Annotated in this window: 18 protein-coding genes; 8 read left to right on the top strand and 10 right to left on the bottom strand. The window is 74.2% G+C overall.

The window, feature by feature from the left end; genetic code table 11:
* Nucleotides 1-71 precede the first annotated feature (71 nt).
* Nucleotides 72-1,712: a solute symporter family protein gene (locus tag ABEB07_RS21850; protein WP_176148450.1), complete on the bottom strand. Its 1,641-nt coding sequence runs from the start codon at nucleotides 1,710-1,712 to the stop codon at nucleotides 72-74.
* A complete protein-coding gene (locus tag ABEB07_RS21845; RefSeq protein WP_176148451.1) occupies nucleotides 1,709-2,065 on the bottom strand; it encodes a DUF485 domain-containing protein in 357 nt (118 codons plus the stop codon). The genes ABEB07_RS21850 and ABEB07_RS21845 overlap by 4 nt, the downstream gene beginning before the upstream one ends.
* A 259-nt stretch (nucleotides 2,066-2,324) precedes the next feature.
* On the opposite strand from ABEB07_RS21845, the gene ABEB07_RS21840 reads away from it, so the two are divergent.
* Complete coding sequence (locus tag ABEB07_RS21840) at nucleotides 2,325-3,851, top strand: S8 family peptidase (protein ID WP_345669910.1); 1,527 nt, start codon at nucleotides 2,325-2,327, stop codon at nucleotides 3,849-3,851.
* A gap of 87 nt (nucleotides 3,852-3,938) precedes the next feature.
* Complete coding sequence (locus ABEB07_RS21835) at nucleotides 3,939-5,372, top strand: CoA transferase (RefSeq protein WP_345669909.1); 1,434 nt, start codon at nucleotides 3,939-3,941, stop codon at nucleotides 5,370-5,372.
* Nucleotides 5,373-5,394: 22 nt separating this feature from the next.
* Here ABEB07_RS21835 and ABEB07_RS21830 read toward each other — a convergent pair whose 3' ends face one another.
* Entirely contained in the window at nucleotides 5,395-6,441 is a 1,047-nt protein-coding gene (locus ABEB07_RS21830; protein WP_345669908.1) for a zinc-dependent alcohol dehydrogenase family protein, read from the bottom strand.
* Between the two features lie 149 nt (nucleotides 6,442-6,590).
* Nucleotides 6,591-7,301 carry a VIT1/CCC1 transporter family protein gene (locus tag ABEB07_RS21825; protein ID WP_345669907.1) on the bottom strand — a complete coding sequence of 237 codons (711 nt, stop codon included), beginning with the start codon at nucleotides 7,299-7,301 and terminating at the stop codon, nucleotides 6,591-6,593.
* Between the two features lie 370 nt (nucleotides 7,302-7,671).
* On the opposite strand from ABEB07_RS21825, the gene ABEB07_RS21820 reads away from it, so the two are divergent.
* From ABEB07_RS21820 to ABEB07_RS21800, 5 genes are all read left to right on the top strand, one after another.
* The gene (locus tag ABEB07_RS21820; RefSeq protein WP_345669906.1) at nucleotides 7,672-8,658 is read left to right on the top strand and encodes a DEDDh family exonuclease; all 987 of its coding nucleotides are present in this window, start codon (nucleotides 7,672-7,674) and stop codon (nucleotides 8,656-8,658) included.
* 259 nt (nucleotides 8,659-8,917) lie between these two features.
* Nucleotides 8,918-9,151, top strand: coding sequence for a hypothetical protein (locus ABEB07_RS21815; protein ID WP_164589160.1), 234 nt, complete (start codon nucleotides 8,918-8,920; stop codon nucleotides 9,149-9,151).
* A gap of 49 nt (nucleotides 9,152-9,200) precedes the next feature.
* Entirely contained in the window at nucleotides 9,201-10,031 is an 831-nt protein-coding gene (locus ABEB07_RS21810; protein WP_164589161.1) for an SURF1 family cytochrome oxidase biogenesis protein, read from the top strand.
* Nucleotides 10,032-10,155: 124 nt separating this feature from the next.
* On the top strand, nucleotides 10,156-11,955 hold the full coding sequence (locus ABEB07_RS21805) for a glycoside hydrolase family 15 protein (RefSeq protein WP_345669905.1): 1,800 nt from the start codon (nucleotides 10,156-10,158) through the stop codon (nucleotides 11,953-11,955).
* A 5-nt stretch (nucleotides 11,956-11,960) separates the two neighbouring features.
* Entirely contained in the window at nucleotides 11,961-12,716 is a 756-nt protein-coding gene (locus ABEB07_RS21800; RefSeq protein WP_164589163.1) for an SDR family oxidoreductase, read from the top strand.
* A 70-nt stretch (nucleotides 12,717-12,786) separates the two neighbouring features.
* On the opposite strand, the gene ABEB07_RS21795 is transcribed toward ABEB07_RS21800, so the two are convergent.
* The 6 genes from ABEB07_RS21795 to ABEB07_RS21770 form a co-directional block, all read right to left on the bottom strand.
* Complete coding sequence (locus tag ABEB07_RS21795) at nucleotides 12,787-13,599, bottom strand: enoyl-CoA hydratase/isomerase family protein (protein ID WP_345669904.1); 813 nt, start codon at nucleotides 13,597-13,599, stop codon at nucleotides 12,787-12,789.
* A gap of 131 nt (nucleotides 13,600-13,730) precedes the next feature.
* On the bottom strand, nucleotides 13,731-13,952 hold the full coding sequence (locus tag ABEB07_RS21790) for a helix-turn-helix domain-containing protein (RefSeq protein WP_018567695.1): 222 nt from the start codon (nucleotides 13,950-13,952) through the stop codon (nucleotides 13,731-13,733).
* A 354-nt stretch (nucleotides 13,953-14,306) separates the two neighbouring features.
* Complete coding sequence (locus ABEB07_RS21785; RefSeq protein ID WP_164583177.1) at nucleotides 14,307-15,905, bottom strand: ABC-F family ATP-binding cassette domain-containing protein; 1,599 nt, start codon at nucleotides 15,903-15,905, stop codon at nucleotides 14,307-14,309.
* A 375-nt stretch (nucleotides 15,906-16,280) separates the two neighbouring features.
* Nucleotides 16,281-17,717: a hypothetical protein gene (locus tag ABEB07_RS21780; RefSeq protein WP_345669903.1), complete on the bottom strand. Its 1,437-nt coding sequence runs from the start codon at nucleotides 17,715-17,717 to the stop codon at nucleotides 16,281-16,283.
* 215 nt (nucleotides 17,718-17,932) lie between these two features.
* Nucleotides 17,933-19,060 (bottom strand): alpha/beta hydrolase, encoded by a 1,128-nt coding sequence (locus ABEB07_RS21775; protein WP_345669902.1) that lies wholly within the window; start codon nucleotides 19,058-19,060, stop codon nucleotides 17,933-17,935.
* A gap of 89 nt (nucleotides 19,061-19,149) precedes the next feature.
* Nucleotides 19,150-19,947 (bottom strand): class II aldolase/adducin family protein, encoded by a 798-nt coding sequence (locus ABEB07_RS21770; RefSeq protein ID WP_345669901.1) that lies wholly within the window; start codon nucleotides 19,945-19,947, stop codon nucleotides 19,150-19,152.
* 132 nt (nucleotides 19,948-20,079) lie between these two features.
* Here ABEB07_RS21770 and ABEB07_RS21765 point away from each other — a divergent pair, with 132 nt between their 5' ends.
* Nucleotides 20,080-21,462 (top strand): inorganic phosphate transporter, encoded by a 1,383-nt coding sequence (locus ABEB07_RS21765; RefSeq protein WP_345669900.1) that lies wholly within the window; start codon nucleotides 20,080-20,082, stop codon nucleotides 21,460-21,462.
* The last annotated feature ends 4 nt before the right edge of the window (nucleotides 21,463-21,466 follow it).

Raw genomic sequence — 21,466 nt, 5'->3', positions numbered from 1 at the left:
TCCGACGGAGTGGGCGCGGCCGTGTCGTAGGGATCTACGATCCCCGCGGCACGGCCGCCGGTGCGAACCGCTCAGTGCGCGCCGGTGCCGGTCAGCGACCGCACCTCCAGCTCGGCGTACTTGGCGCGGTCCGGTTCCTCCTTGGACAGCAGGGTGCCGACGACGCCCAGCAGGAAGCCGACCGGAATGGAGATGAGGCCGGGGTTCTCCAGCGGGAACCAGTGGAAGTCGGCGTCCGGGAACATCGAGGTCGGCTTGCCGGAGACCACCGGGGAGAACAGCACCAGGCCGACCGCGGTGACCAGGCCGCCGTAGATCGACCACAGGGCGCCGGCGGTGGTGAACCGCTTCCAGAACAGGCTGTAGAGGATCGTGGGCAGGTTGGCGGAGGCGGCGACGGCGAAGGCGAGGGCGACCAGGCCGGCCACGTTGAGGTCGCGGGCCAGGGCGCCCAGGACGATGGAGACCGCGCCGATGCCGACGGTCGCCCAGCGGGCCGCGCCGAGTTCCTGCTTCTCGGTGGCGGCGCCCTTCTTGATGACGTTGGCGTAGATGTCGTGGGCGAAGGACGAGGACGAGGCCAGGGTGAGGCCGGCGACGACGGCGAGGATGGTGGCGAAGGCGACGGCGGAGATGGAGGCGAGCAGGATGGCGCCCCAGTCGGAGTCCACTCCCCCGAGGTGCAGGGCGAGCAGGGGGGCCGCGGTGTTGCCCGCCTTGTTGGAGGCGATGATCTCGTCCGGTTTGATCAGCGCGGCGGCGCCGAAGCCGAGGGCGAGGGTCATCAGGTAGAAGGCGCCGATCAGGCCGATGGCCCAGATGACGGACTTGCGGGCGGCCTTGGCGGTGGGGACGGTGTAGAAGCGGATCAGGATGTGCGGCAGCCCGGCGGTGCCGAGCACCAGGGCGATGCCGAGCGAGAGGAAGTCCAGCTTGGTGGTCCCGGTGGCGCCGTACTTCAGTCCGGGCTCCAGGAAGGCGGCGCCCTTGCCGCTGTTGCCGGCGGCGCTGCCGAGCAGGTCGGAGACGTTGAAGTCGAACTTGAGCAGGACCAGGAAGGTCAGCAGGACGGCGCCCGCCATCAGCAGCACGGCCTTGACCATCTGCACCCAGGTGGTGCCCTTCATGCCGCCGATGGTGACGTAGACGATCATCAGCAGGCCGACCAGGGCGACGATGCCGATCTTGCCGGCGTCGCTGGTGATGCCGAGCAGCAGCGAGACCAGGACGCCGGCGCCGGCCATCTGGGCCAGCAGGTAGAAGATCGACACGACGATGGTGGAGGCGCCGGCCGCGGTGCGCACCGGGCGCTGGCGCATGCGGTAGGCGAGGACGTCGCCCATGGTGTAGCGGCCGGAGTTGCGCAGCGGTTCGGCGACCAGGAGCAGGGCGACCAGCCAGGCGACGAGGAAGCCGATGGAGTAGAGGAAGCCGTCGTAGCCGAAGAGGGCGATGGCGCCGGCGATGCCGAGGAAGGACGCGGCGGACATGTAGTCGCCGGAGACGGCCAGCCCGTTCTGGAATCCGGTGAACTGCCGTCCGCCCGCGTAGAAGTCGGCGGCGTCCTTGGTCTGCCGGCCGGCCCAGACGGTGATGACGAGGGTCGCGGCGACGAAGACCGAGAACAGGGTGATGATCAGCGTCCGGTGCTCGCTCGCGGCGCCGCCGGCGGCCAGCAGGGTGTGTGCGGCGGGGTGTGTCGCGGGGCTCATGCGCCGCCCTCCATCCGGGACTTGATGGCTTCGGCCTTGGGGTCGAGCTGGGCGGCGGCGTGCCGCGCGTACCACCAGGCGATGAGGAACGTGGTGAGGAACTGGGCGAGGCCGAGGGCGAGGGCGACGTTGACGTTGCCGAACAGCTTGGTGCCCATGAAGCCGCCCGCGTAGTTGGAGAGCAGCACGTAGAGCAGGTACCAGGCGATGAAGGCGACGGTCAGCGGAAAGGCGAACGAGCGGTGGGAGCGCCGCAGTTCGGCGAACTCCGCGCTCTCGCGCACCGCGGTGAACTCCTCGGCCGAGGGGAGTGCGGCCGGTGTCTTCGAGGGTGGCGGTGTCTCGGTGGCCACGTCTGTCTCCTCGTGTTGCGGATGGGGATGCGACAGGGGCTCGATGGTGCTCGGGCCCCTGTCCGAGGTCCACGGCGCCACGCGAGGACCGGTTCAAGTCCTATGAGTTGTTTCGCAAGTGGCCGTGCGCGGTCATTGCCAAGTCATTGCTGACGGGCGGGGCGTCGGGATAGCTTCGGCCTGCGCAACTCGTCATGTACCTGCCTGAACAGCATCGTCGTGTCGGGCGGGCCCCGTTCCTGGATGATGTGGAGACCCCATGGCTCATCTGCGTTCGAGACGTCGACTCGCCCTGGCCGTACCGGCCGTGCTGTCGTTGACCGCCTCGCTCGGCTTCGTTCCGGCGGCGGCCTCGGCGGCACCGCGGGCGGCGTCCGCCGCGCAGACCGCGGACGCGTCCACCCTCACGTACGTCGTCAACACCAGGACGGACCGTCACACGCTCGCCGACGTGCGGCGGGCGATCGCCGCGGCCGGCGGCACGGTCGTGGTGACGTACGACCGCATCGGTGTGATCGTCGCCCACTCCGCGAACCCCGGCTTCGCCCAGCAGGTCCGCAAGGCGCGCGGCGTCGACTCGGCGGGCGCCACGCGGACCGCGCCGCTGCCCGCGCAGTCGACCACCGACACGGGCGCGCCGCAGCCGCTCACCGCGGCCCAGCTGTCCCGGGCGAAGACCGAGGCCGCGGCCGGCCAGGACCCGCTGGAGCCGTTGCAGTGGGACCTGCCCGCCATCAAGGCGGACAAGGCGCACGAGAAGACGCTCGGCAGCCCGAAGGTCACCGTCGCCGTCATCGACACCGGCGTCGACGACACCCATCCCGACATCGCGCCGAACTTCGACCGCGCGGCCTCCGCCGACTGCGTCTCGGGCAAGCCGGACACCACGGACGGCGCCTGGCGGCCCAGCGCCGCCGAGAGCCCGCACGGCACGCACGTGGCCGGCGAGATCGCGGGCGCGAAGAACGGCGTCGGCATCACGGGCGTGGCGCCGGGCGTGAAGGTGGCCGGCATCAAGGTGGGCAACCCGGACGGGTTCTTCTACACGGAGGCCGTGGTGTGCGGCTTCGTGTGGGCGGCCGAGCACCACGTCGACGTCACCAACAACAGCTATTACACCGACCCGTGGTACTTCAACTGCACCGACGACCCCGACCAGAAGGCGCTGGTGGACGCGGTGCGGCGGGCCTCGCTGTACGCCGAGAGCAAGGGCACGGTCAACGTCGCGGCGGCCGGCAACGAGAACTACGACCTGGCCTCCCGCTCGATCACCGACCCGTCCTCCCCGAACGACTCGACCCCCGGGGACCGGACGGTGGACCCGCACAAGTGCTTCGACATACCCACCCAGCTCCCGGGTGTCGTCACGGTCGCGGCGACCGGCGCCAAGGGCGTCAAGTCCTCCTTCTCGAACTACGGTCTCGGGGTCATCGACATCGCCGCGCCGGGCGGCGACTCGACGGCCTACCAGACCCCGGCTCCGCCGGCCACCAGCGGTCTGATCCTCGGCCCGCTGCCGGGCGGCACGTGGGGCTACATGGCGGGCACCTCCATGGCGAGCCCGCACGTGGCCGGTGTCGCCGCGTTGATCAAGTCAACCCATCCGCACGCGCCGGCCGCGCTGGTCAAGGCGCTGCTGTACGCGGAGGCGACCGCCACACCGTGCACCGACCCCTATGACATCAACGGGGACGGCAAGGTCGACGCGGTGTGCCAGGGGTCGAAGAACCACAACGGCTTCTACGGCTGGGGCACGGCGGACGCGCTGGCCGCGGTGACCAAGTAACGCCTCGGGGCGCGCGGACATCATGTACGGCGAGAGTTGCACGGTCATCTTCGTAGATTGATTGAATCAATACTGCATAGTGATGTCATGACTCATCTCGCCTCCGCATGGTCGGCGCTGGGCGGCGACCCCGCCCTGCTCCCCCACGTCACCGTCGTGGAACGGGAGGGCGCGCTCCGGGCGCGCCTTCCCGTACGGCAGCTCGCGCGCGCGTGCGTGGGCGCCTGCGCGCTGGCCGCCGCCGAGCTGGGCGCGCGGCGCGCCGGGCTCGGCGCCGTACCGGCCGTGCGGGTGGACGACGGGGCGGTGGCCACGGCATTCGCCAGTGAACGGCACCTCCTGATCGACGGGCGGGCGCCCGTGAGCTTCGCGCCGCTGTCGCGCGTGTGGCCGACGGCGGACGGCTGGGTGCGCACGCACGCCAACTACCCGCACCACCGCGAGCGGCTGCTGCGCGCCCTGGGCGTCCCCGCGGACGGCGCCTCGGCGGACCGGGTCGCCTCCGTGCTCGCCGAGCGCTCCGCGCACGAGGTCGAGGAGACCGTGTGCGCGGCCGGCGGGCTCGCCGTGGCGCTGCGCACCCCCGGGCAGTGGGCCGCCCATCCGCAGGGCGCGGCGGCGGCCGCCGGTGCGATGGTGGAGCGGGAGCGGCTGGACGAGACGCCCGCGCGCGTGCTGCCGCCGCTCACGGACCCCGCCGTCCTGCGGCCCGCCGCCGGGCTGCGCGTGCTGGACCTGACCCGGGTGCTGGCCGGTCCGGTCGCCACCCGCACGCTCGCCCTGCTGGGCGCGGACGTGCTGCGCCTGGACGCCCCGCACCTGCCCGAACTGGCCGACCAGCACGCGGACACGGGCTTCGGCAAGCGCTCGGCGGTGCTGGACCTCGCCACCGGCCGGGCCGGGTTCGAGGAGCTGCTGGCCGGGGCGGACGTCGTCGTCACCGCGTACCGGCCGGGCGCCCTGGACCGGTACGGCCTCTCCCCCGAGGCGCTGGCCGAGCGGCGGCCCGGACTGGTCGTCGCGCAGCTCTCGGCGTGGGGCCGCCGCGGGCCCTGGGGCGGACGGCGGGGCTTCGACAGCCTCGTCCAGGTCGCCACCGGCGTCGCCGCGACCGAGGGCACGCGGGAGCGGCCGGGCGCGCTGCCCGCGCAGGCCCTGGACCACGGCACGGGCTACCTGCTGGCCGGGGCGGTGCTGCGGGCCCTGACCGAGCAGGCGCACGAGGGCGGGAGCCGGGTCGTACGGCTGGCGCTGGCGCGCACGGCGGCGTGGCTGACGCGGGAGAGCGGCTGCGCGGCGGGCGCGGCCGGGGCGGCCACAGGGGCCGTCGCGGCGGTCGCGGAGGGCGTCGTGACGACGCAGGGCGCGCCGTACGGCGGTCCCGGGCCGTGGCTGGCCGAGGCGGACAGCCGGATCGGACGGCTGCGGTACGCCCGCTCGCCCGTCGCCTTCGCCGGCGGCCCCGCCGACTGGGCGCGGCCGCCCGGCCCGTGGGGCGCGGACCCGGCCCGCTGGCTGTGACGGGCGGGCCGGGCGGCGCGGGTCAGTCCGTGGTGACGAGCACCTTCAGGGCGACCCGCTCGTCCATCGCCCGGTAGCCGTCGGGCACGCCCTCCAGGCCGACCGTCATGTCGAAGACCGGAGAGGGGTCGATCGTGCCGTCCAGGACGTCGGGCAGCAGTTCGGGGATGTACGCGCGGACCGGGGCGACGCCGCCGCGCAGCGCGACGTTCCGGTTGAACATGACGCCGAGGTCGACTCCGGTGCCGCTGCCGTGCGGCACGCCGACGAAGCCGACCGCGCCGCCGTCGCGGGCGATGTGGAGGGCGGTCCGCATGGACTGCTCGGTGCCGACCGCCTCGACGACCGCGTGCGCGCCCTGACCGCGGGTGAGTTCGCGCACCGCCTCGACGGCCGCATCCCCGCGCTCGGCGACGACGTCGGTGGCGCCGAAGCGGCGGGCGATGTCGGTGCGGACCTCGTGCCGGCCCAGGGCGATGATCCGCTCGGCGCCCAGCCGCTTGGCGGCCAGCACCGCGCACAGCCCGACCGCGCCGTCGCCGACGACCGCGACGGTGGCGCCGGGCCGGGCGCCCGCGCCGAGGGCGGCGTGGTGGCCGGTGCCCAGGACGTCGGAGAGGGTCAGCAGGGCGGACAGCAGCCGCGGGTCGGAGGCGGCGTCCTTGGGCAGCCGCACCAGGGTGCCGTCGGCGAACGGCACCCGCACCGCCTCGCCCTGGCCGCCGTCGTAGCCCACCGAGCCCCAGAAGCCGCCGTGCTCGCAGGAGGTGGTCAGGCCCTCGCGGCAGTGGTCGCAGACGCCGTCGGACCACATGAAGGGCGCGACCACCAGATCGCCGCGCCGGACGCCCGTCACGTCGGAGCCGGTCTCCTCGACCACGCCGAGGAACTCGTGTCCGATGCGCTGGCCGGGCTGCCGGGCCGCCTCGCCGCGGTACGCCCACAGGTCGCTGCCGCAGACGCAGGCGCGCAGCACCCGCACCACGGCGTCGGTGGGCAGCTGCACCAGGGGCTCGGGCACGTCCTCCACCCGCATGTCGTACGGGGCGTGGATGGTGGTGGCGCGCATGACGGGGTCCTTCTCACTTCGGTGGGGGGCGTGCGGGGGCGCGCGAGGGGCGCTCCCTGGTCCGGGAGCGTTCCCGGGCGTCTTTCACCGTACGCCGCCGCCGGGCGCCCCCGCGCACGAGGGGCTCGCGACCAGCGCGAACCGGGGCGTCAGGCCCCTGCCGCGCCCAGGAGGGCGCCCGCCGCGTAGGTGACGGCCATGGCCAGCGCGCCGCCGGCCACGTTGCGCGCCACGGCCCGGCCGGGCGGGGCCGCGCCCAGGCGGGCGCTGCTGAAGCCGGTGAGGACGAGGGCGGCCAGCACGGACAGCACGGTGACCCACAGCCGCAGGGCCGCCGGCGGCAGCACGATCGCCAGCAGCGGCAGCAGCGCGCCGACCGTGAACGCCAGGAAGCTCGCCCCGGCCGCGTGCCAGGGGTTGGTCAGCCGGTCGGGGTCGATGCCCAGTTCCACGGCGGCGTGGGCCCTGAGCGCGTCGCGCTCGGTGAGCTGGCGGGCGGCGTCGCGGGCCACCTCGCCAGAGAGGCCGCGCCGCTCCAGCAGTCCGGCCAGTTCCCGCAGCTCGGCCTCGGGCTGGTCGCGCAACTCCCGCCGCTCCTCGGCCAGTGCGGCCCTCTCGGCGTCCCGCTGGGTGGAGACCGACACGTACTCCCCCGCCGCCATCGACATCGACCCGGCCAGCAGACCGGCCAGCCCGGCGGTCAGCAGCGCCTGGCGGGAGTCGGTCGCCCCGGCGACGCCCACGACGAGTCCCGCGGTGGAGACGATGCCGTCGTTGGCGCCGAGGACCGCGGCCCGCAGCCAGTTGAGGCGGGAACCGAGCGCGCCGCCGTGCGGCTCGTCATGCGTTGGTTCGGTCACAGCACGGAGGATCGCACGATCGCGATGGGGAGGGGGCGAGGTCGCGCGGACGGTGGCCCGGCGGCGTACGGCCGCCTGCCGCCCGGCGGGTCCGTCGGGCCTGTCCGTCCTGTCCGGGATCGGGCGCCTGCCCGGGTCCGGTCCAGGTCAACCACCTTGTGCCGCGCGCGGGTTCGCCGGGACGGCCGCGCCGCGGCTTCGCATCCGTCCCGTCCGCGTGGTGAACTCTGGTCCGTTTCGGGCGTTTTGCGGCGGGGGGCGTGTGCGGGCGACGGGAGCGGTCGTGGGCGGGGTGCGCCGGGGGCGTGCGGGGGGCGCGTCGGGCCCTGCGGGGCCGCACTGTCAGTCGCGGCCCGTATCCTCATGGACCATGCTCGAAGACCGCACGCTCGCAGGAGCCACGCCCGCCCCGTGGCCGACCGCGTATCCGCAGGGATACGCGGTCGTTGACGTGGAGACCACCGGCCTGGCCCGTGACGACCGCATCATCTCGGCGGCGGTCTACCGGCTGGACGCGCGCGGCGAGGTCGAGGACCACTGGTACACGCTGGTCAACCCGGAGCGGGACCCGGGGCCGGTGTGGATCCACGGGCTGACGAGCGAGACGCTGGAGGGCGCGCCGCTCTTCACGGACATCGCCGAGGAGTTCGCGGCCCGGCTGGCGGACCGGGTGCTCGTCGCGCACAACGCGGTGTTCGACTGGCAGATGATCGCCCGGGAGTACGCGCGGGCGCGGCGCGAGGCGCCGGTGCGGCAGCGGCTGTGCACCATCGCGCTCTCCAAGGAGCTGGGCCTGCCGCTGCCCAACCACAAGCTGGAGTCGCTGGCGGCGCACTTCGGGGTCGTGCAGCGGCGGGCGCACCACGCGCTGGACGACGCGCGGGTGCTGGCGGAGGCGTTCCGGCCGAGCCTGCGGGCCGCGGCGGCGGGCGGGGTCCGGCTGCCGCTGCTGGAGTGCCGGCCGCTGACCGAGTGGTCCGACCGGCCGGTGCCCCGGCAGCAGTCGGGCGGCTACGGCGGCTACCGGGCCGGCAGTTGGCGGCCGTCGCGCAAGCGGCCCGCGTGCCCCCATCCGAACCCGGGCCGCTACGAGGCGGGCGGACGCCTCAAGCAGGGCATGCGGGTCGCCTTCTCGGGTGACACCTCCACCGAGCGCGAGCTGCTGGAGGACCGCGCCACCGAGGCGGGGCTGCACGTCGCCACGAGCCTGTCCCGGCTGACCAGCCTGCTGGTGACCAACGACCCCGACTCGGGCACGTCGAAGACGGCCAAGGCCCGCCAGTACGGCACCCCCGTCGTCGACGAGGCGGCCTTCGGCCAGCTCCTCGGCGACGTCGAACCGGCGGACGGCGCCTGAGGCCGAGCGCCCGCCGCACGGCGGGCGCGGAGGGCAGGGCGCGCGGGGGCCGCGCGACACGCGGACGCGGTACGGCGCGCGGACGGCAGGGCGCGCGAGGGTCGGGCGGCACGCGGACCCGGTACGGCGCGCTTTCCCGGTACGACACGCGGACGCGGTACGGCGGGCGTGGGTGGGGCGGGCGCGCGTACGGGTGATTGGCGGCGACTCGCGCGGGCGCGTCCCGTCCGGGCGGCGGCGACCGCTCACCCTGTGGCGCATGGCGAGATGTGAAGTATGCGGAAATGACTACGGTATGACCTTCGAGGTCCATGCCCAGGGAGCGGTGCACGTCTTCGACTGCTTCGCCTGCGCGATCCACCGCATGGCGCCGCTGTGCGAGCACTGCCGCGTCCAGATCATCGGACAGGGCGTCGAGGTCGAGGGCCACTGGTACTGCGGCGGCCACTGCGCCCGCGCCGAGGGGAGGGTCGGAATCGTCGACCGGGTCTGAGGACACCCCTGCCGAAAACACCCCACGGCGGGCGCGGTACCGTCGTGGGGTGTACCGCTTCCTGTTGACCCGCCAGTGGGTGATCCTGACCCTCGTGGCTCTGCTGCTCATCCCGACGATGATCTGGCTGGGTTTCTGGCAGCTGCACCGCCACGACCACCGGCAGAAGCTGAACGACGTGATCACCGCCTCGCTGGCGGCGAAGCCCGCGCCGGTCGAGTCGCTCACCACGGTCGGCGGTGCGGTCGCGCACGACGACATCTACCGCCGGGTGACCGCCAAGGGGCACTTCGACACCGCTCACGAGCTGGTCGTGCGCCGCCGCACCAACAGCGACGACCAGGTCGGCTACCACGTCCTGACGCCGTTCACGCTGACGGACGGCCGGACCCTCCTCGTCAACCGGGGCTGGATCGCCTCACCCGCCTCGCAGACCGCGTTCCCGAGGATCCCGGCCCCCGCCCGGGGCGAGATCACGGTCACCGGCCGGCTGATGCGGGACGAGACGACGGCCGCCAGCGGCATCAAGAACGTCTCGGGACTCCCGGACCGGCAGATCATGCTGATCAACAGCGGGCAGGTCGGCGCGCTCCTGCGGGACTCCGGCGACACCTCCGCCACGGCCGTCCTCGGCGGCTACGTCGAACTCGTCGCCCCCGCCCCCGAGGGCGGCAGCCCCCGGCTGCTGCCCTCCCCCAAGGAGGACACCAGCTGGATCGGCGTCGGCGACATCAACCTGCCGTACGCCATCCAGTGGTGGCTGTTCGCCGCCTGCGTCCCGGTCGGCTGGCTGGTGCTGGCCCGGCGCGAGCTGCGCGACCAGCGGCAGGGCGCGACGGCCACGCCGGTGGCCGCGGAGAGCGAGACCGCGGCCGTATAGGGCCTGTCCGAGCGCGGTCCCCGTACGCCGGGACGCCCGGCCGGCGTACCCGACCTGCCGGAACCCGCGTGGCACAGCCGGGTGAGCCGGAATGCCGCGCCGTCCGCCGGGAAGCCGGTCATCCATGTGGCCCCGGATCGAGGACTACGCCCTCATAGGCGACCAACAGACCGCCGCGCTGGTCGGCAGGGACGGCTCCGTGGACTGGCTCTGCCTGCCCCGGTTCGACTCGGCGGCCTGCTTCGCCCGACTGCTCGGCGACGAGGACAACGGACACTGGCGCATCGCCCCCAAGGACGCCGACGGCCCGTGCACCCGCCGCGCCTACCGCCACGACACCCTCGTGCTGGACACCGAGTGGGACACGCCCGAGGGCTCCGTCCGCGTCACCGATCTGATGCCGCAGCGCGACCGGGCGCCCGACCTGGTGCGGATCGTCGAGGGGCTGAGCGGGCGGGTCACGCTGCGCAGCACGTTACGGCTGCGCTTCGACCACGGCGCGGTCGTCCCGTGGATGCGCCGGTCCGACGGCCACCGGGTGGCCGTCGCCGGGCCGGACTCGGCGTGGCTGCGCAGCGAGCCGCCGGTGCGCACCTGGGGCGAGGACTTCGGCACGCACGCGGAGTTCGAGGTCGCCGAGGGCGAGTCGGTGGCGTTCGTGCTGACCTGGCACCCCTCGCACGAGCCGCGGCCGCCGCTGATCGACCCGTACGAGGCGCTGGAGCACAGCGTCACGGACTGGCGGGCGTGGGCGGCGCGCTGCCGCTACTCGGGCCCGCACCGGGACCTGGTCGTCCGCTCCCTGATCACCCTGAAGGCGCTCACCTACGCCCCCACCGGCGGCATCGTCGCGGCCCCGACCACCTCGCTGCCCGAGGAGCTGGGCGGCGTCCGCAACTGGGACTACCGCTACTGCTGGCTGCGCGACTCCACGCTCACCCTCGGCGCGCTGCTGGCGGCGGGCTACCAGGAGGAGGCCGAGGCGTGGCGCGACTGGCTGGTGCGCGCGGTCGCGGGCAACCCGGCGGATCTTCAGATCATGTACGGGCTGGCGGGCGAGCGCCGGCTGCCCGAGTACGAGCTGCCGTGGCTGCCCGGCTTCGCCGGCTCCGCGCCCGTGCGCATCGGCAACGACGCCGTGCTCCAGCGCCAGCTGGACGTGTACGGCGAGGTCATGGACACGTTGGCGCTGGCGCGCCGCTCGGGTCTCTCGCCCAAGCCGCACATCTGGTCGATGCAGCGCGCGCTGCTGGAGTTCCTGCGCGAGGCGTGGCGGGAGCCGGACGAGGGGCTGTGGGAGGTGCGCGGCGGGCGGCGGCACTTCGTGCACTCCAAGGTGATGGTGTGGGTGGCCGCCGACCGGGCGGTGCGCACCCTGGAGGAGGAGCCGGAGCTGTCCGGGGACCTCGCCGGCTGGCGTGAGCTGCGGGACGAGGTGCACCGGGAGGTGTGCGAGAAGGGCTACGACCCGCGGCGCAACACCTTCACCCAGTCCTACGGCTCGCGGGAGCTGGACGCCGCGCTGCTGCTCATCCCGCGCGTGGGCTTCCTGCCGCCGGACGACCCCCGGGTGGTCGGCACCATCGACGCGGTCCGCGCGGAACTCGGCGAAGGCGGTCTGGTGTGCCGCTACAGCACCGACACGGCGGCCGTGGACGGGCTGCCCGGCGGGGAGGGCACGTTCCTGGTGTGCTCGTTCTGGCTGGCCGACGCGCTGCACATGACGGGCCGCACCAAGGAGGCCGAGGAGCTGTTCGAGCACCTGGTGGGGCTGGCCAACGACGTGGGGCTGCTGGCGGAGGAGTACCTCGTGGACGACGGGACGGGCGCCGGACGGCAGCTGGGCAACTTCCCGCAGGCGTTCAGCCACATCGGCCTGGTGAACACCGCTCTCGCCCTGTACGGGGACGAGGGGGCAGGATAGACGCCATGGATCTTGGACTGAAGGACCGGGTGTACGTCGTCACCGGGGCGACGCGCGGGCTGGGCAACGCCGCCGCGCGCGAGCTGGTCGCCGACGGGGCGAAGGTGGTCGTCACCGGGCGGGACGAGCGGCGGGTCGCCGACGCGGCGGCCGAACTGGGCCCGAACGCCGTCGGGGTGGCCGTGGACAACGCGGACGCCGGGGCGGCCGAGCGGCTGATCGCGACGGCGCGGGAGAGCTTCGGCGGCTTTCACGGGGTGCTCGTCAGCGTCGGCGGGCCGCCGCCCGGGTTCGTCGCGGACACCACCGACGAGCAGTGGCGGTCGGCGTTCGAGACGGTGTTCCTGGGCGCGGTGCGGCTGGCCCGCGCCGCGGCGGCGGAGCTGGAGGCGGGCGGCGTCATCGCCTTCGTGCTGTCCGGTTCGGTGTACGAGCCGATTCCCGGGCTGACCGTCTCCAACGGGCTGCGGCCCGGCCTGGCCGGGTTCGCCAAGTCGCTGGCGGACGAGCTGGGGCCGCGGGGCATCCGGGTCGTCGGGGTGCTGCCGGGCCGGATCGACACCGACCGGGTGCGGGAGCTGGACGCGCTGTCCGCGGACCCGGAGGCGACCCGGGCGGCCAACGAGTCGCGCATCCCGCTGCGCCGGTACGGCGCCCCGCGGGAGTTCGGCCGCGCCGCCGCGTTCCTGCTCTCGCCCGCGGCGTCGTTCGTCACCGGCGTGATGCTGCCGGTGGACGGCGGCGCCCGGCACGGCTTCTGATCCGCGCCGGCCGGCCGCCCGGGGCGTGCGCCTTCGGCGGCCGACCCGGCCTCGCGGGCGAGCGGACCGGCTACTCGCCCAGGCCCGCCAGGTCGCGCAGGCGGCGGCCCTGGGCCTGCCGCTCGGCGGCGCGCTGCTCCTCGTATGAGCGGCCGTGGACGCCCTGGAGCAGTGTCTTGGTCTCGATCACCGCGTCGCGGGGCGCGGCGAGGACCGCCGAGGCGAGGTCGGCCGCTGCGGCGTCGAGCTGGTCGCGGGGCACGGCGATGTTGGCCAGCCCGCAGCCCACCGCCTCCTGGGCGGCGACGAACCGGCCGGTCACGCAGATCTCCAGCGCCCGGGCATAGCCGACCAGGCCCACCAGCGGATGCGTGCCGGTGAGGTCGGGCACCAGTCCGAGGCTGGTCTCGCGCATCGCGAACTGCACGTCGTCCGCGACGACGCGCAGGTCACAGGCGAGGGCCAGCTGGAAGCCCGCTCCGATGGCGTGCCCCTGGACCGCGGCGACGGTCACCAGGTCGCCGCGCCGCCACCAGGTGAACGCCTCCTGGTACTCGGCGATGGTCGCGTCCAGTTCCTTGTCGCCGCCGCGGGCGAGGTCGAGGAAGGACGGCTCGCCGTCGAAGCCCTCCGGCGTGAACGCCTGCCGGTCGAGCCCGGCGGAGAACGACTTGCCCTCCGCGCGCAGCAGCACGACGCGGACGGTGCCCGGCAGCAGCCGGCCGGCCTCGGCCAGCGCCCGCCACAGGGCGGGGCTCTGCGCGTTGCGCTTGGCCGGGTTGGTCAGCGTCACCGTGGCGAGCGCGTCGTCGACGGTGAGCCGTACGCCGTCCCGGTCGAGAAGCGGGTCGAGCGGTGCGAGGTCGTGCTCGGGCGAAGCCATGGTGCGCCTCCGATGCGTGCGGTCAGCCGCGATGCCCTGCGCGGACATCGTAAGTGACTGCACAGTAACCACCCGGCCGACCAACGGACCGACCGGGTGGTCACCATCGAAGCCGAGGGGCCGCCCGGGATTCAGGCCGAGGCGGCCTTCTTGCCGCGGGTCGCCCCGCCACGCCCACGGAGCGTGACGCCCGACTCGCTGAGCATCCGGTGCACAAAGCCATACGAGCGGCCGGTTTCCTCGGCCAACGCCCGAATGCTCGCACCGGCGTCGTACTTTTTCTTCAGGTCTGCCGCGAGCTTGTCGCGCGCGGCGCCGGTCACCCGGCTGCCCTTCTTCAGAGTCTCGGCCACCCGTGCCTCCTCATGGGAAGTGCGCTCTGGTCTCCTCATGATCACCCCTCCGGGGCGTCATGGCCACCCATTCGGCAAGGTCCGTGAGACACGGTTGTGACGACAGGAGCCCGTCCCCACAAGCGGAATCGGACATTCCATCCGTCGGCGTTCGTACCGCCGAACGGGTTCTTCCGAGAAACGCCAGGTCAGCGACGCAGTACGGCCGAGCCCTTGGTGGATAAGGGCTCGGCCGGGAAATCGGTGTACGACACACCCCGATACGAGGAGATCTCACACAGATGATGGATCACCGATGGGCCGAATGATCCATGCGCCGTTGATCAGGCCCCGGCCCGAGCCGGGGCGGGGCCGTCAGGCGAGGGCGACGAGATCCGCGTAGTCGGCGCCCCACAGGTCCTCGACGCCGTCGGGCAGCAGGATGATCCGCTCCGGCTGGAGCGCCTCGACCGCGCCCTCGTCGTGGGTGACGAGGACGACCGCGCCCTTGTAGGTGCGCAGCGCGCCGAGGATCTCCTCGCGGCTGGCCGGGTCGAGGTTGTTGGTGGGCTCGTCCAGCAGCAGCACGTTGGCGGAGGAGACCACCAGGGTGGCCAGCGCGAGCCGGGTCTTCTCGCCGCCGGAGAGGACCCGGGCGGGCTTGTCCACGTCGTCGCCGGAGAACAGGAACGAGCCCAGCACCTTGCGGACCTCGACCAGGTCCATGTCGGGTGCCGCCGAACGCATGTTCTCCAGTACCGTGCGCTCCGGGTCGAGGGTCTCGTGCTCCTGCGCGTAGTAGCCGAGCTTGAGGCCGTGACCGGGCACGACCTGGCCGGTGTCGGGCTTCTCCACGCCGCCCAGCAGCCGCAGCAGGGTCGTCTTGCCGGCGCCGTTGAGCCCGAGGATGACGACCCGCGAGCCCTTGTCGATGGCCAGGTCGACGTCGGTGAAGATCTCCAGCGAGCCGTACGACTTCGACAGGCCCTCCGCCATCAGCGGCGTCCTGCCGCACGGCGAGGGCTCCGGGAAGCGCAGCTTGGCGACCTTGTCGGACTGGCGCACGGCCTCCAGGCCCGCCAGCAGCTTGTCGGCGCGGCGGGCCATGTTCTGCGCGGCGACGGTCTTGGTGGCCTTGGCGCGCATCTTGTCGGCCTGCGAGTGCAGCGCGGCGGCCTTCTTCTCGGCGTTGGCGCGCTCGCGCTTGCGGCGCTTCTCGTCGGCCTCGCGCTGCTGCTGGTAGAGCTTCCAGCCCATGTTGTAGACGTCGATCTGGGAGCGGTTGGCGTCCAGGTAGAACACCTTGTTGACGACCGTCTCGACCAGGTCCACGTCGTGGGAGATGACGATGAAGCCGCCGCGGTAGGTCTTCAGGTAGTCGCGCAGCCAGATGATCGAGTCGGCGTCGAGGTGGTTGGTCGGCTCGTCCAGCAGCAGGGTGTCCGCGTCGGAGAACAGGATCCGGGCCAGCTCGATACGGCGGCGCTGACCGCCGGAGAGCGTGTGCAGGGGCTGGCCGAGCACCCGGTCGGGCAGGTTGAGCGCGGCGGCGATGGTGGCGGCCTCGGCCTCGGCGGCGTACCCGCCCTTGGTGAGGAACTCGGTCTCCTGGCGCTCGTACTGGCGCAGGGCCTTCTCGCGGGTGGAGCCCTGGCCGTTGGCGATGCGCTGCTCGTTCTCGCGCATCTTGCGGATCAGGACGTCCAGGCCGCGGGCGGACAGGACGCGGTCGCGGGCGAGCACGTCGAGGTCGCCGGTGCGCGGGTCCTGCGGGAGGTAGCCGACCTCGCCGGAGCGGGTGATGGTGCCGGCGGCGGGGATGCCCTCGCCGGCCAGGCACTTGGTGAGGGTGGTCTTGCCGGCGCCGTTGCGGCCGACCAGACCGATGCGGTCGCCCTTGGCGACGCGGAAGGTGGCGTTCTCGATGAGGATGCGGGCACCGGCGCGCAGCTCGATGCCGGAAGCGGAGATCACGGACAGACTCCAGGGCGGGTGGGGGCGGGATGGACGGCTGAGGACGTTCCCGCTGGTCTAATGCGCGAGGAGAATGGCCATGCGGAACAGTCTAACGGGGGGCCGCAAGCGGTTTTTCCCGGTGTTTGCGCGGGCGTGGGGCGAAGACGCCCGGAGCCGGGCGTTCCGCGTCGCCGCCGGGCACCGTCGGTGACCGGGACCACACCGGGCGGCCGGCCGGAAGCTCCTCGGCCCGGACCGGGTCACGAGACCGGGTCGCGAGGGAGTGATCGGCACGGCGGACGCGGGCGCGGGCGAGCGCCCCGGCCGCTGTCCGGCGCCGCTGGGCACGCGCGCCGGGACGCCGCCCTCCGCCGCGGCCGGCGGCGCTCCGGGTCAGCTGCCGCCGGTGTGGACCTGGAAGGCGGCCCGGCGGACGGCCTTGGCCAGGGCCGGGTCGGGGTGCGCGGCGGCGAGCGCGACCAGCACCTGCACGGTGCGCGGGTGCCCGACCGCCCGTACCTCGTCCAGCAGGGCCGGGACGGTGGGCTGCACGGCGGCCTCCAGGTGCCGCACCAGCATCGGGGCCTCGCCGTGGTCGGCGACGGCGGCGGCGGTGTCCACCCACAGCCAGGTCGCCTCCTGGCGGGTGAGGACCTCGTGCGCGTCCTCCGGGTCGACGCCGTCGTGCTCGGCCAGCCACAGCAGTGCGTACGGCCGCAGCGCCGGCTCGTCCTGGACGCCCCGTACGTCGGGTTCGGCGGGGGCGCCGACGACCCGCAGCGCCTCGAAGGCGAGGCCGCGCAGCAGGGCGTCCTCGCCGCGCGCCGCGGCGAGGAGCTCGGCGACGGCGCTGCCGACCGGGCGGGCGGCGAGCCAGGCGCGGTACTCGGCGCGGGCCGCGTTCGGGCGCAGCTGGGCGCAGCCGCGCAGCATGTCCTCGGCGGCCTGCTCGATGTTCCCGGCGGGGCTCTGGGCGGCGACGCAGATCTGCTCCAGCTTCACCCAGACCGCCCAGCTGCCCAGCGGGGTGAGGGTGGCCTGGCCGTCGCCGTAGGTGAGCGCGCCGACGGAGGCGAGGGCGCGCAGCGCCCAGTCGAGCAGGGGCGCGAGCGGGGCGTCGTTCGCGGCGGGCTCCGGGGCGGTGGTGCCGGCCGGGACCGGGGCGGGCGGTCCCGCGGGTTCGAGCCGCCGGTCGTAGGGGACCTCGCAGCGGGCGGTGCGCAGTTCGGTGACGCGCTGCTCCAGGAGGTCGAGGAGCTGTTCGACCGGGACGGGGCCGGCCGAGAGCTGGAGGAAGGAGAGGACCTGCGGCATGGCCGAGACGACCTCGGCGACGGCGGCGGCCTCGTGCTCCGCGGGCTCGGGGCAGGCCAGCGACCAGGCGTCGAACAGGGCCACCCAGCCGCGCAGCACGGCGCTGTCGTCGCGGTCCCAGGCGCGCAGCCGCCAGCCGGGGCGGGCGCTGTCGCCGTGCACCTCGATGAGGCCGGCCAGGCGGGCGGTGTCCCAGTCGGCGCGGATCTGGGCGGCGGTGCGGCCCAGCTCGTCGGCCGCGCGGTCGGCGGTGTGCGCGGAGAGGGTGGCCTTGCCGTCGGCGGTCGCGCCGGCGCGGCCGGGTCCGAGGGCGGCGTCGGCCCAGCGGGCGACGCGGGCCGCTCCGGCCAGGCCGGAGCGCGCCATTCTGGCCAGCTCCGCGGGGGCCGGTGTGCCCTCCGGCGGGCGGGGCGCGGGGCGGCGCGAGCGCCGCTGGTTCACGGCTCGGGGGGCGGCGGCCAGGGGTCGTGGGCGGACGAGTCGAAGCCTGGAGTCGCGCGGGATACGGGACGTCACAGGTGCAGTCTTCCGGTTGACGGTCCGAAAACCCAAACGGAATGTCACGGCGGGCGACGGGGATGGCCAACGCAGGGGTCGGCACGGCGTGCGAAACGGCGCGAACCGGCCAGCGCGGTACGGGGATCGGGGCGCCGCGGACGGCCTCGGCGCGGGCGGGTCCGGCCGGCGCGGCGGCCGGGAGCGGAACCGCCGCTCGGCCGTCGCGCCGGCCGTCACATCAGGGGCGTGAGGAAGCGGCGCAGCGCCTCCTCGTACCCCTCGGGGTCGGCGTTCCACAGGGCGCCGTGCGGGGCGTCGGGGACCGTGTGCAGGGCAATGAGATTGGGGCGCCGCTCGGCGAGGCGGCGGGAGAAGCGCCAGGGGGCCACCTCGTCGCCGGGGCCGTGGAAGATCAGGGTGGGCACCGTGAGCCGGGCGGCGTCGGCGGCCCCGGCGACCCGGTCCGCGTGCAGGCCGGTGCGGCCCTGGGCGGCGCGGACCGCGAGCGGCAGCAGGGCGTGCGGGGTGTGCCGCGCCCTGGCCAGGGCGCGCAGGGTGGTCTCCCAGTCGAGCACCGGCGAGTCCAGGATCAGGCCGGAGACGCGGTCGCGCAGCTCCGAGTGGAGGGCGGCGTGCAGCGCCATGGTGGCGCCGGTGGACCAGCCGTGCAGGACGACCCGTTCGGCGCCGTGCCGTACGGCGTAGCGGATCGCCGCGTCCAGGTCGCGCCACTCGGTCTGGCCGAGGTGGCTCAGGCCGTCCGGGGAGCGGGGCGCGCCGAGGTCGCCGCGGTAGGCCGGGTCGAGCACCGGGAAGTGTCTGCGGTGCAGGAACTCCATGATGTTCAGGGGCAGCTCGCGGGTGGTGCCCAGGCCGTGCACGGTGATCACCCAGGTCTCGCGGACGGCGGGCACGAACCAGGCGGGCAGGCTGCCCAGCTCGCCGGGGATCTCCACCTCCGCGTAGCGCAGGCCGAGGGCGGCGTGCGGGTCGCCCACGTACAGGTTGGGGGTGAGCCAGACCTTGTCGCGGGGGCGCAGCTCGCCGTGGGTGACGCGGTCGAGGCGGCGCACCACGGTGTCCGGCAGGTGCGGGGCGCCGTCCAGGACGGGGCCGACGATGGCGTGGGAGCCGTTGCCGGCCAGGCCGTAGACGCCCGGGCGCAGGGAGGCCAGGTCGCGGGTCAGGGTGATCTGGCCGTCGGCCGTGCCGTGCACGGTGAGGCGGTGGTCGGTGGGCAAAGGGCGGCCCGGGGGCGCCTTGAGCGCGGCGTCGCTGGCGAGCCGGCCGGCGGCGACACTCGCCGCGCCGGCCGCCAGGGCCGCGGTGACGGCCGCGGCCGTCGCTTTGACTGTGCGCACAGGACCAGTGTCACGGTGTACCGGCTCACCGGCCAGCGGAAGGAAGGGTCGGAGTGACATGCCCCTGCGGGTTCCAGGATGCGCGGGGTTCATCCCTCGGCGGGCGCGGGTCGCGGGCGTTGGCCGTAACCGCGCAGGCGTCCGGTGGCCTGTTCCAGCTGTTCCGGGGTCAGCAGGGAGGGGGTGCGGCCGGGGATCGCGGAGGCGGTCAGCCACAGGCGGCACATCCACTCCAGCTGGGCGGTGCGGTCGTACGCCTGGTCGAGGGTGGCGCCGTAAGTGAGGGCGCCGTGGTTCTGGAGCAGGCAGCCGGAGCGGCCGTCGAGGGCGCGGAGCACGTTTCCGGCCAGTTCCTCGGTGCCGTACGTCGCGTACGGGGCGACCCGCACCGGTCCGCCGAGCGCGCCCGCCATGTAGTGGACGAGCGGCAGCTCGGCGACGAGGGTGGAGACGGCCGTGGCGTGCACGGCGTGGGTGTGGACGACGGCGCCCGCGTCGGTGGCGCGGTAGACGGCGAGGTGCGTGGGCAGTTCGCTGGTCGGCGCGAGCGAGCCGAGCACCTGGCGGCCGTCGAGGTCGACGCCGGTCACGTCGTCGGGGGTGAGCCGGTCGTACGGCACGCCGGTCGGGGTGACCAGGACGGTGTCGCCGATCCGGACGGACACGTTGCCCGAGGTGCCGACGACCAGTCCGTCGGCGACGGTGCGGCGCGCGGCCGCCACCAGCTCGCGCCAGGCGCGGGCCTCCTCGGCACGGACCTCGCGGCGGCCGTCCGGTCCCGGACGCTCGCCGGGCCGTCGTCCGTCGCGTCGCGGACGCTCGCCGGGCCGTTCTCCGTCGTGTTCCGGGCGGGCGCCGGGCCGTCCCTCGTCGCGTTCTTCAGCCATGGGGCGATCCTGCCAGCGGTGTGAAGTGTGCAACAGAATCGGACACCGCCCATACCGCGCCAGTTCATCTTCCGTTCACCCTGGTTACCTACGTTCAACGAGCCAATGACGCTCGAACGATTGCCTGGGTAAATGGAAAGCTTCTCGCTGATCCTCGCGATCGTGGTGATAACCGCACTCGCGTTCGATTTCACGAACGGTTTCCACGACACCGCCAACGCGATGGCCACCACCATCTCCACCGGCGCGCTCAAGCCCAAGGTCGCGGTGGCCATGTCGGCCGCGCTGAACCTGGTGGGCGCCTTCCTCTCCGTGGAGGTCGCGAACACGATCTCCAAGGGCCTCGTCGACGAGGCCGGCATCCGTCCCGAGGTCATCTTCGCCGCCCTGGTCGGCGCGATCCTCTGGAATCTGCTGACCTGGCTGGTCGGGCTCCCCTCCAGCTCCTCGCACGCCCTCATGGGCGGTCTGATCGGCGCCACCGTCGCCTCCGCCGGCATCGGCGCGGTGCACGGCGACGTGCTGGTCACCAAGGTCATGATCCCGGCCGTCGCCGCCCCGATCGTGGCGGGCCTGGCCGCGCTGGCCGCGACCCGGCTGTCGTATGCCATCGGCGGGAACGGCGACGGCGGGGCGAACGGCAAGGCGGCCGAAAAGGGCCACCGGGTCGGGCAGATCGCCTCCGCCGGTCTGGTCTCGCTGGCCCACGGCACCAACGACGCGCAGAAGACGATGGGCATCATCACCCTCGCCCTGATCGCCGGCGGCGCCATCGCCCCCGGCTCCAACCCTCCCACCTGGGTGATTCTCTGCGCGGGCCTGGCCATCGCGGCCGGCACCTACATCGGCGGCTGGCGCATCATCCGCACCATGGGCTCGGGCCTGACCGACCTCCGGCCGCAGCAGGGCTTCGCCGCCCAGACCAGCTCGGCCGCCGCCATCCTGGCCTCCTCCCACCTGGGCTTCTCCCTGTCCACCACGCACGTCGTCTCCGGTTCGGTGATGGGCGCGGGTCTGGGCCGCAAGGGCGGCGTGGTCCGCTGGTCCACCGCGGGCCGGATGGCCATCGCCTGGGTGCTGACGCTGCCCGCCGCCGCGCTGGTGGGCGCGGGCGCGGAGGCCGTGACGGGCCTCGGCGACTGGGGCACCGCGCTCGTCGCCGTGTTCCTCGTCGCCTCCTCCGCGGCGATCTGGAAGATCTCCCGCCGCCAGGTCGTCGACCACACCAACGTCACCGGCGCCGGGTCCGAGGAGCCGGCCGGCGTGGTGACCCAGGCGATCGCCGCCGTGGCGCCGCCCCCGGCCGCCCCGGTCCCCGGGATCCCGGCCCAGGCCGTCGGCGCCCCCGCCGCGGCGTTCGCCGCCCCGCTCGGCGCGGTCCCGGCCACGGCCGCCGGCCTGCTCACCGAGGACCTCGCGGCGACCATCCCGGCGCCGGCGTCCGCGCCCCGTATCGACCCGACGCCGTCGGCGACCCCCGCGAGCGCGGCGGTACCGCCGGCCGCGACCGTCTGAGTCC

This window comes from Streptomyces similanensis, from assembly GCF_039543625.1.
Classification (GTDB): Bacteria; Actinomycetota; Actinomycetes; order Streptomycetales; family Streptomycetaceae; genus Streptomyces; species Streptomyces similanensis.
Note: the sequence above shows the minus strand (reverse complement) of the source record. Positions and strands in the feature narration are given on the sequence as shown.

Excerpts from the sequence above, each read along its gene's own strand:
- ABEB07_RS21835 (WP_345669909.1), top strand. The coding sequence starts at position 3,939 with ATGACTCATCTCGCCTCCGCATGGTCGGCGCTGGGCGGCGACCCCGCC.
- ABEB07_RS21795 (WP_345669904.1), bottom strand. The coding sequence starts at position 13,599 with ATGGCTTCGCCCGAGCACGACCTCGCACCGCTCGACCCGCTTCTCGAC.
- ABEB07_RS21830 (WP_345669908.1), bottom strand. The coding sequence starts at position 6,441 with ATGCGCGCCACCACCATCCACGCCCCGTACGACATGCGGGTGGAGGAC.
- ABEB07_RS21765 (WP_345669900.1), top strand. The coding sequence starts at position 20,080 with ATGGAAAGCTTCTCGCTGATCCTCGCGATCGTGGTGATAACCGCACTC.
- ABEB07_RS21840 (WP_345669910.1), top strand. The coding sequence starts at position 2,325 with ATGGCTCATCTGCGTTCGAGACGTCGACTCGCCCTGGCCGTACCGGCC.
- ABEB07_RS21820 (WP_345669906.1), top strand. The coding sequence starts at position 7,672 with ATGCTCGAAGACCGCACGCTCGCAGGAGCCACGCCCGCCCCGTGGCCG.
- ABEB07_RS21805 (WP_345669905.1), top strand. The coding sequence starts at position 10,156 with ATGTGGCCCCGGATCGAGGACTACGCCCTCATAGGCGACCAACAGACC.
- ABEB07_RS21850 (WP_176148450.1), bottom strand. The coding sequence starts at position 1,712 with ATGAGCCCCGCGACACACCCCGCCGCACACACCCTGCTGGCCGCCGGC.
- ABEB07_RS21815 (WP_164589160.1), top strand. The coding sequence starts at position 8,918 with ATGGCGAGATGTGAAGTATGCGGAAATGACTACGGTATGACCTTCGAG.
- ABEB07_RS21770 (WP_345669901.1), bottom strand. The coding sequence starts at position 19,947 with ATGGCTGAAGAACGCGACGAGGGACGGCCCGGCGCCCGCCCGGAACAC.
- ABEB07_RS21800 (WP_164589163.1), top strand. The coding sequence starts at position 11,961 with ATGGATCTTGGACTGAAGGACCGGGTGTACGTCGTCACCGGGGCGACG.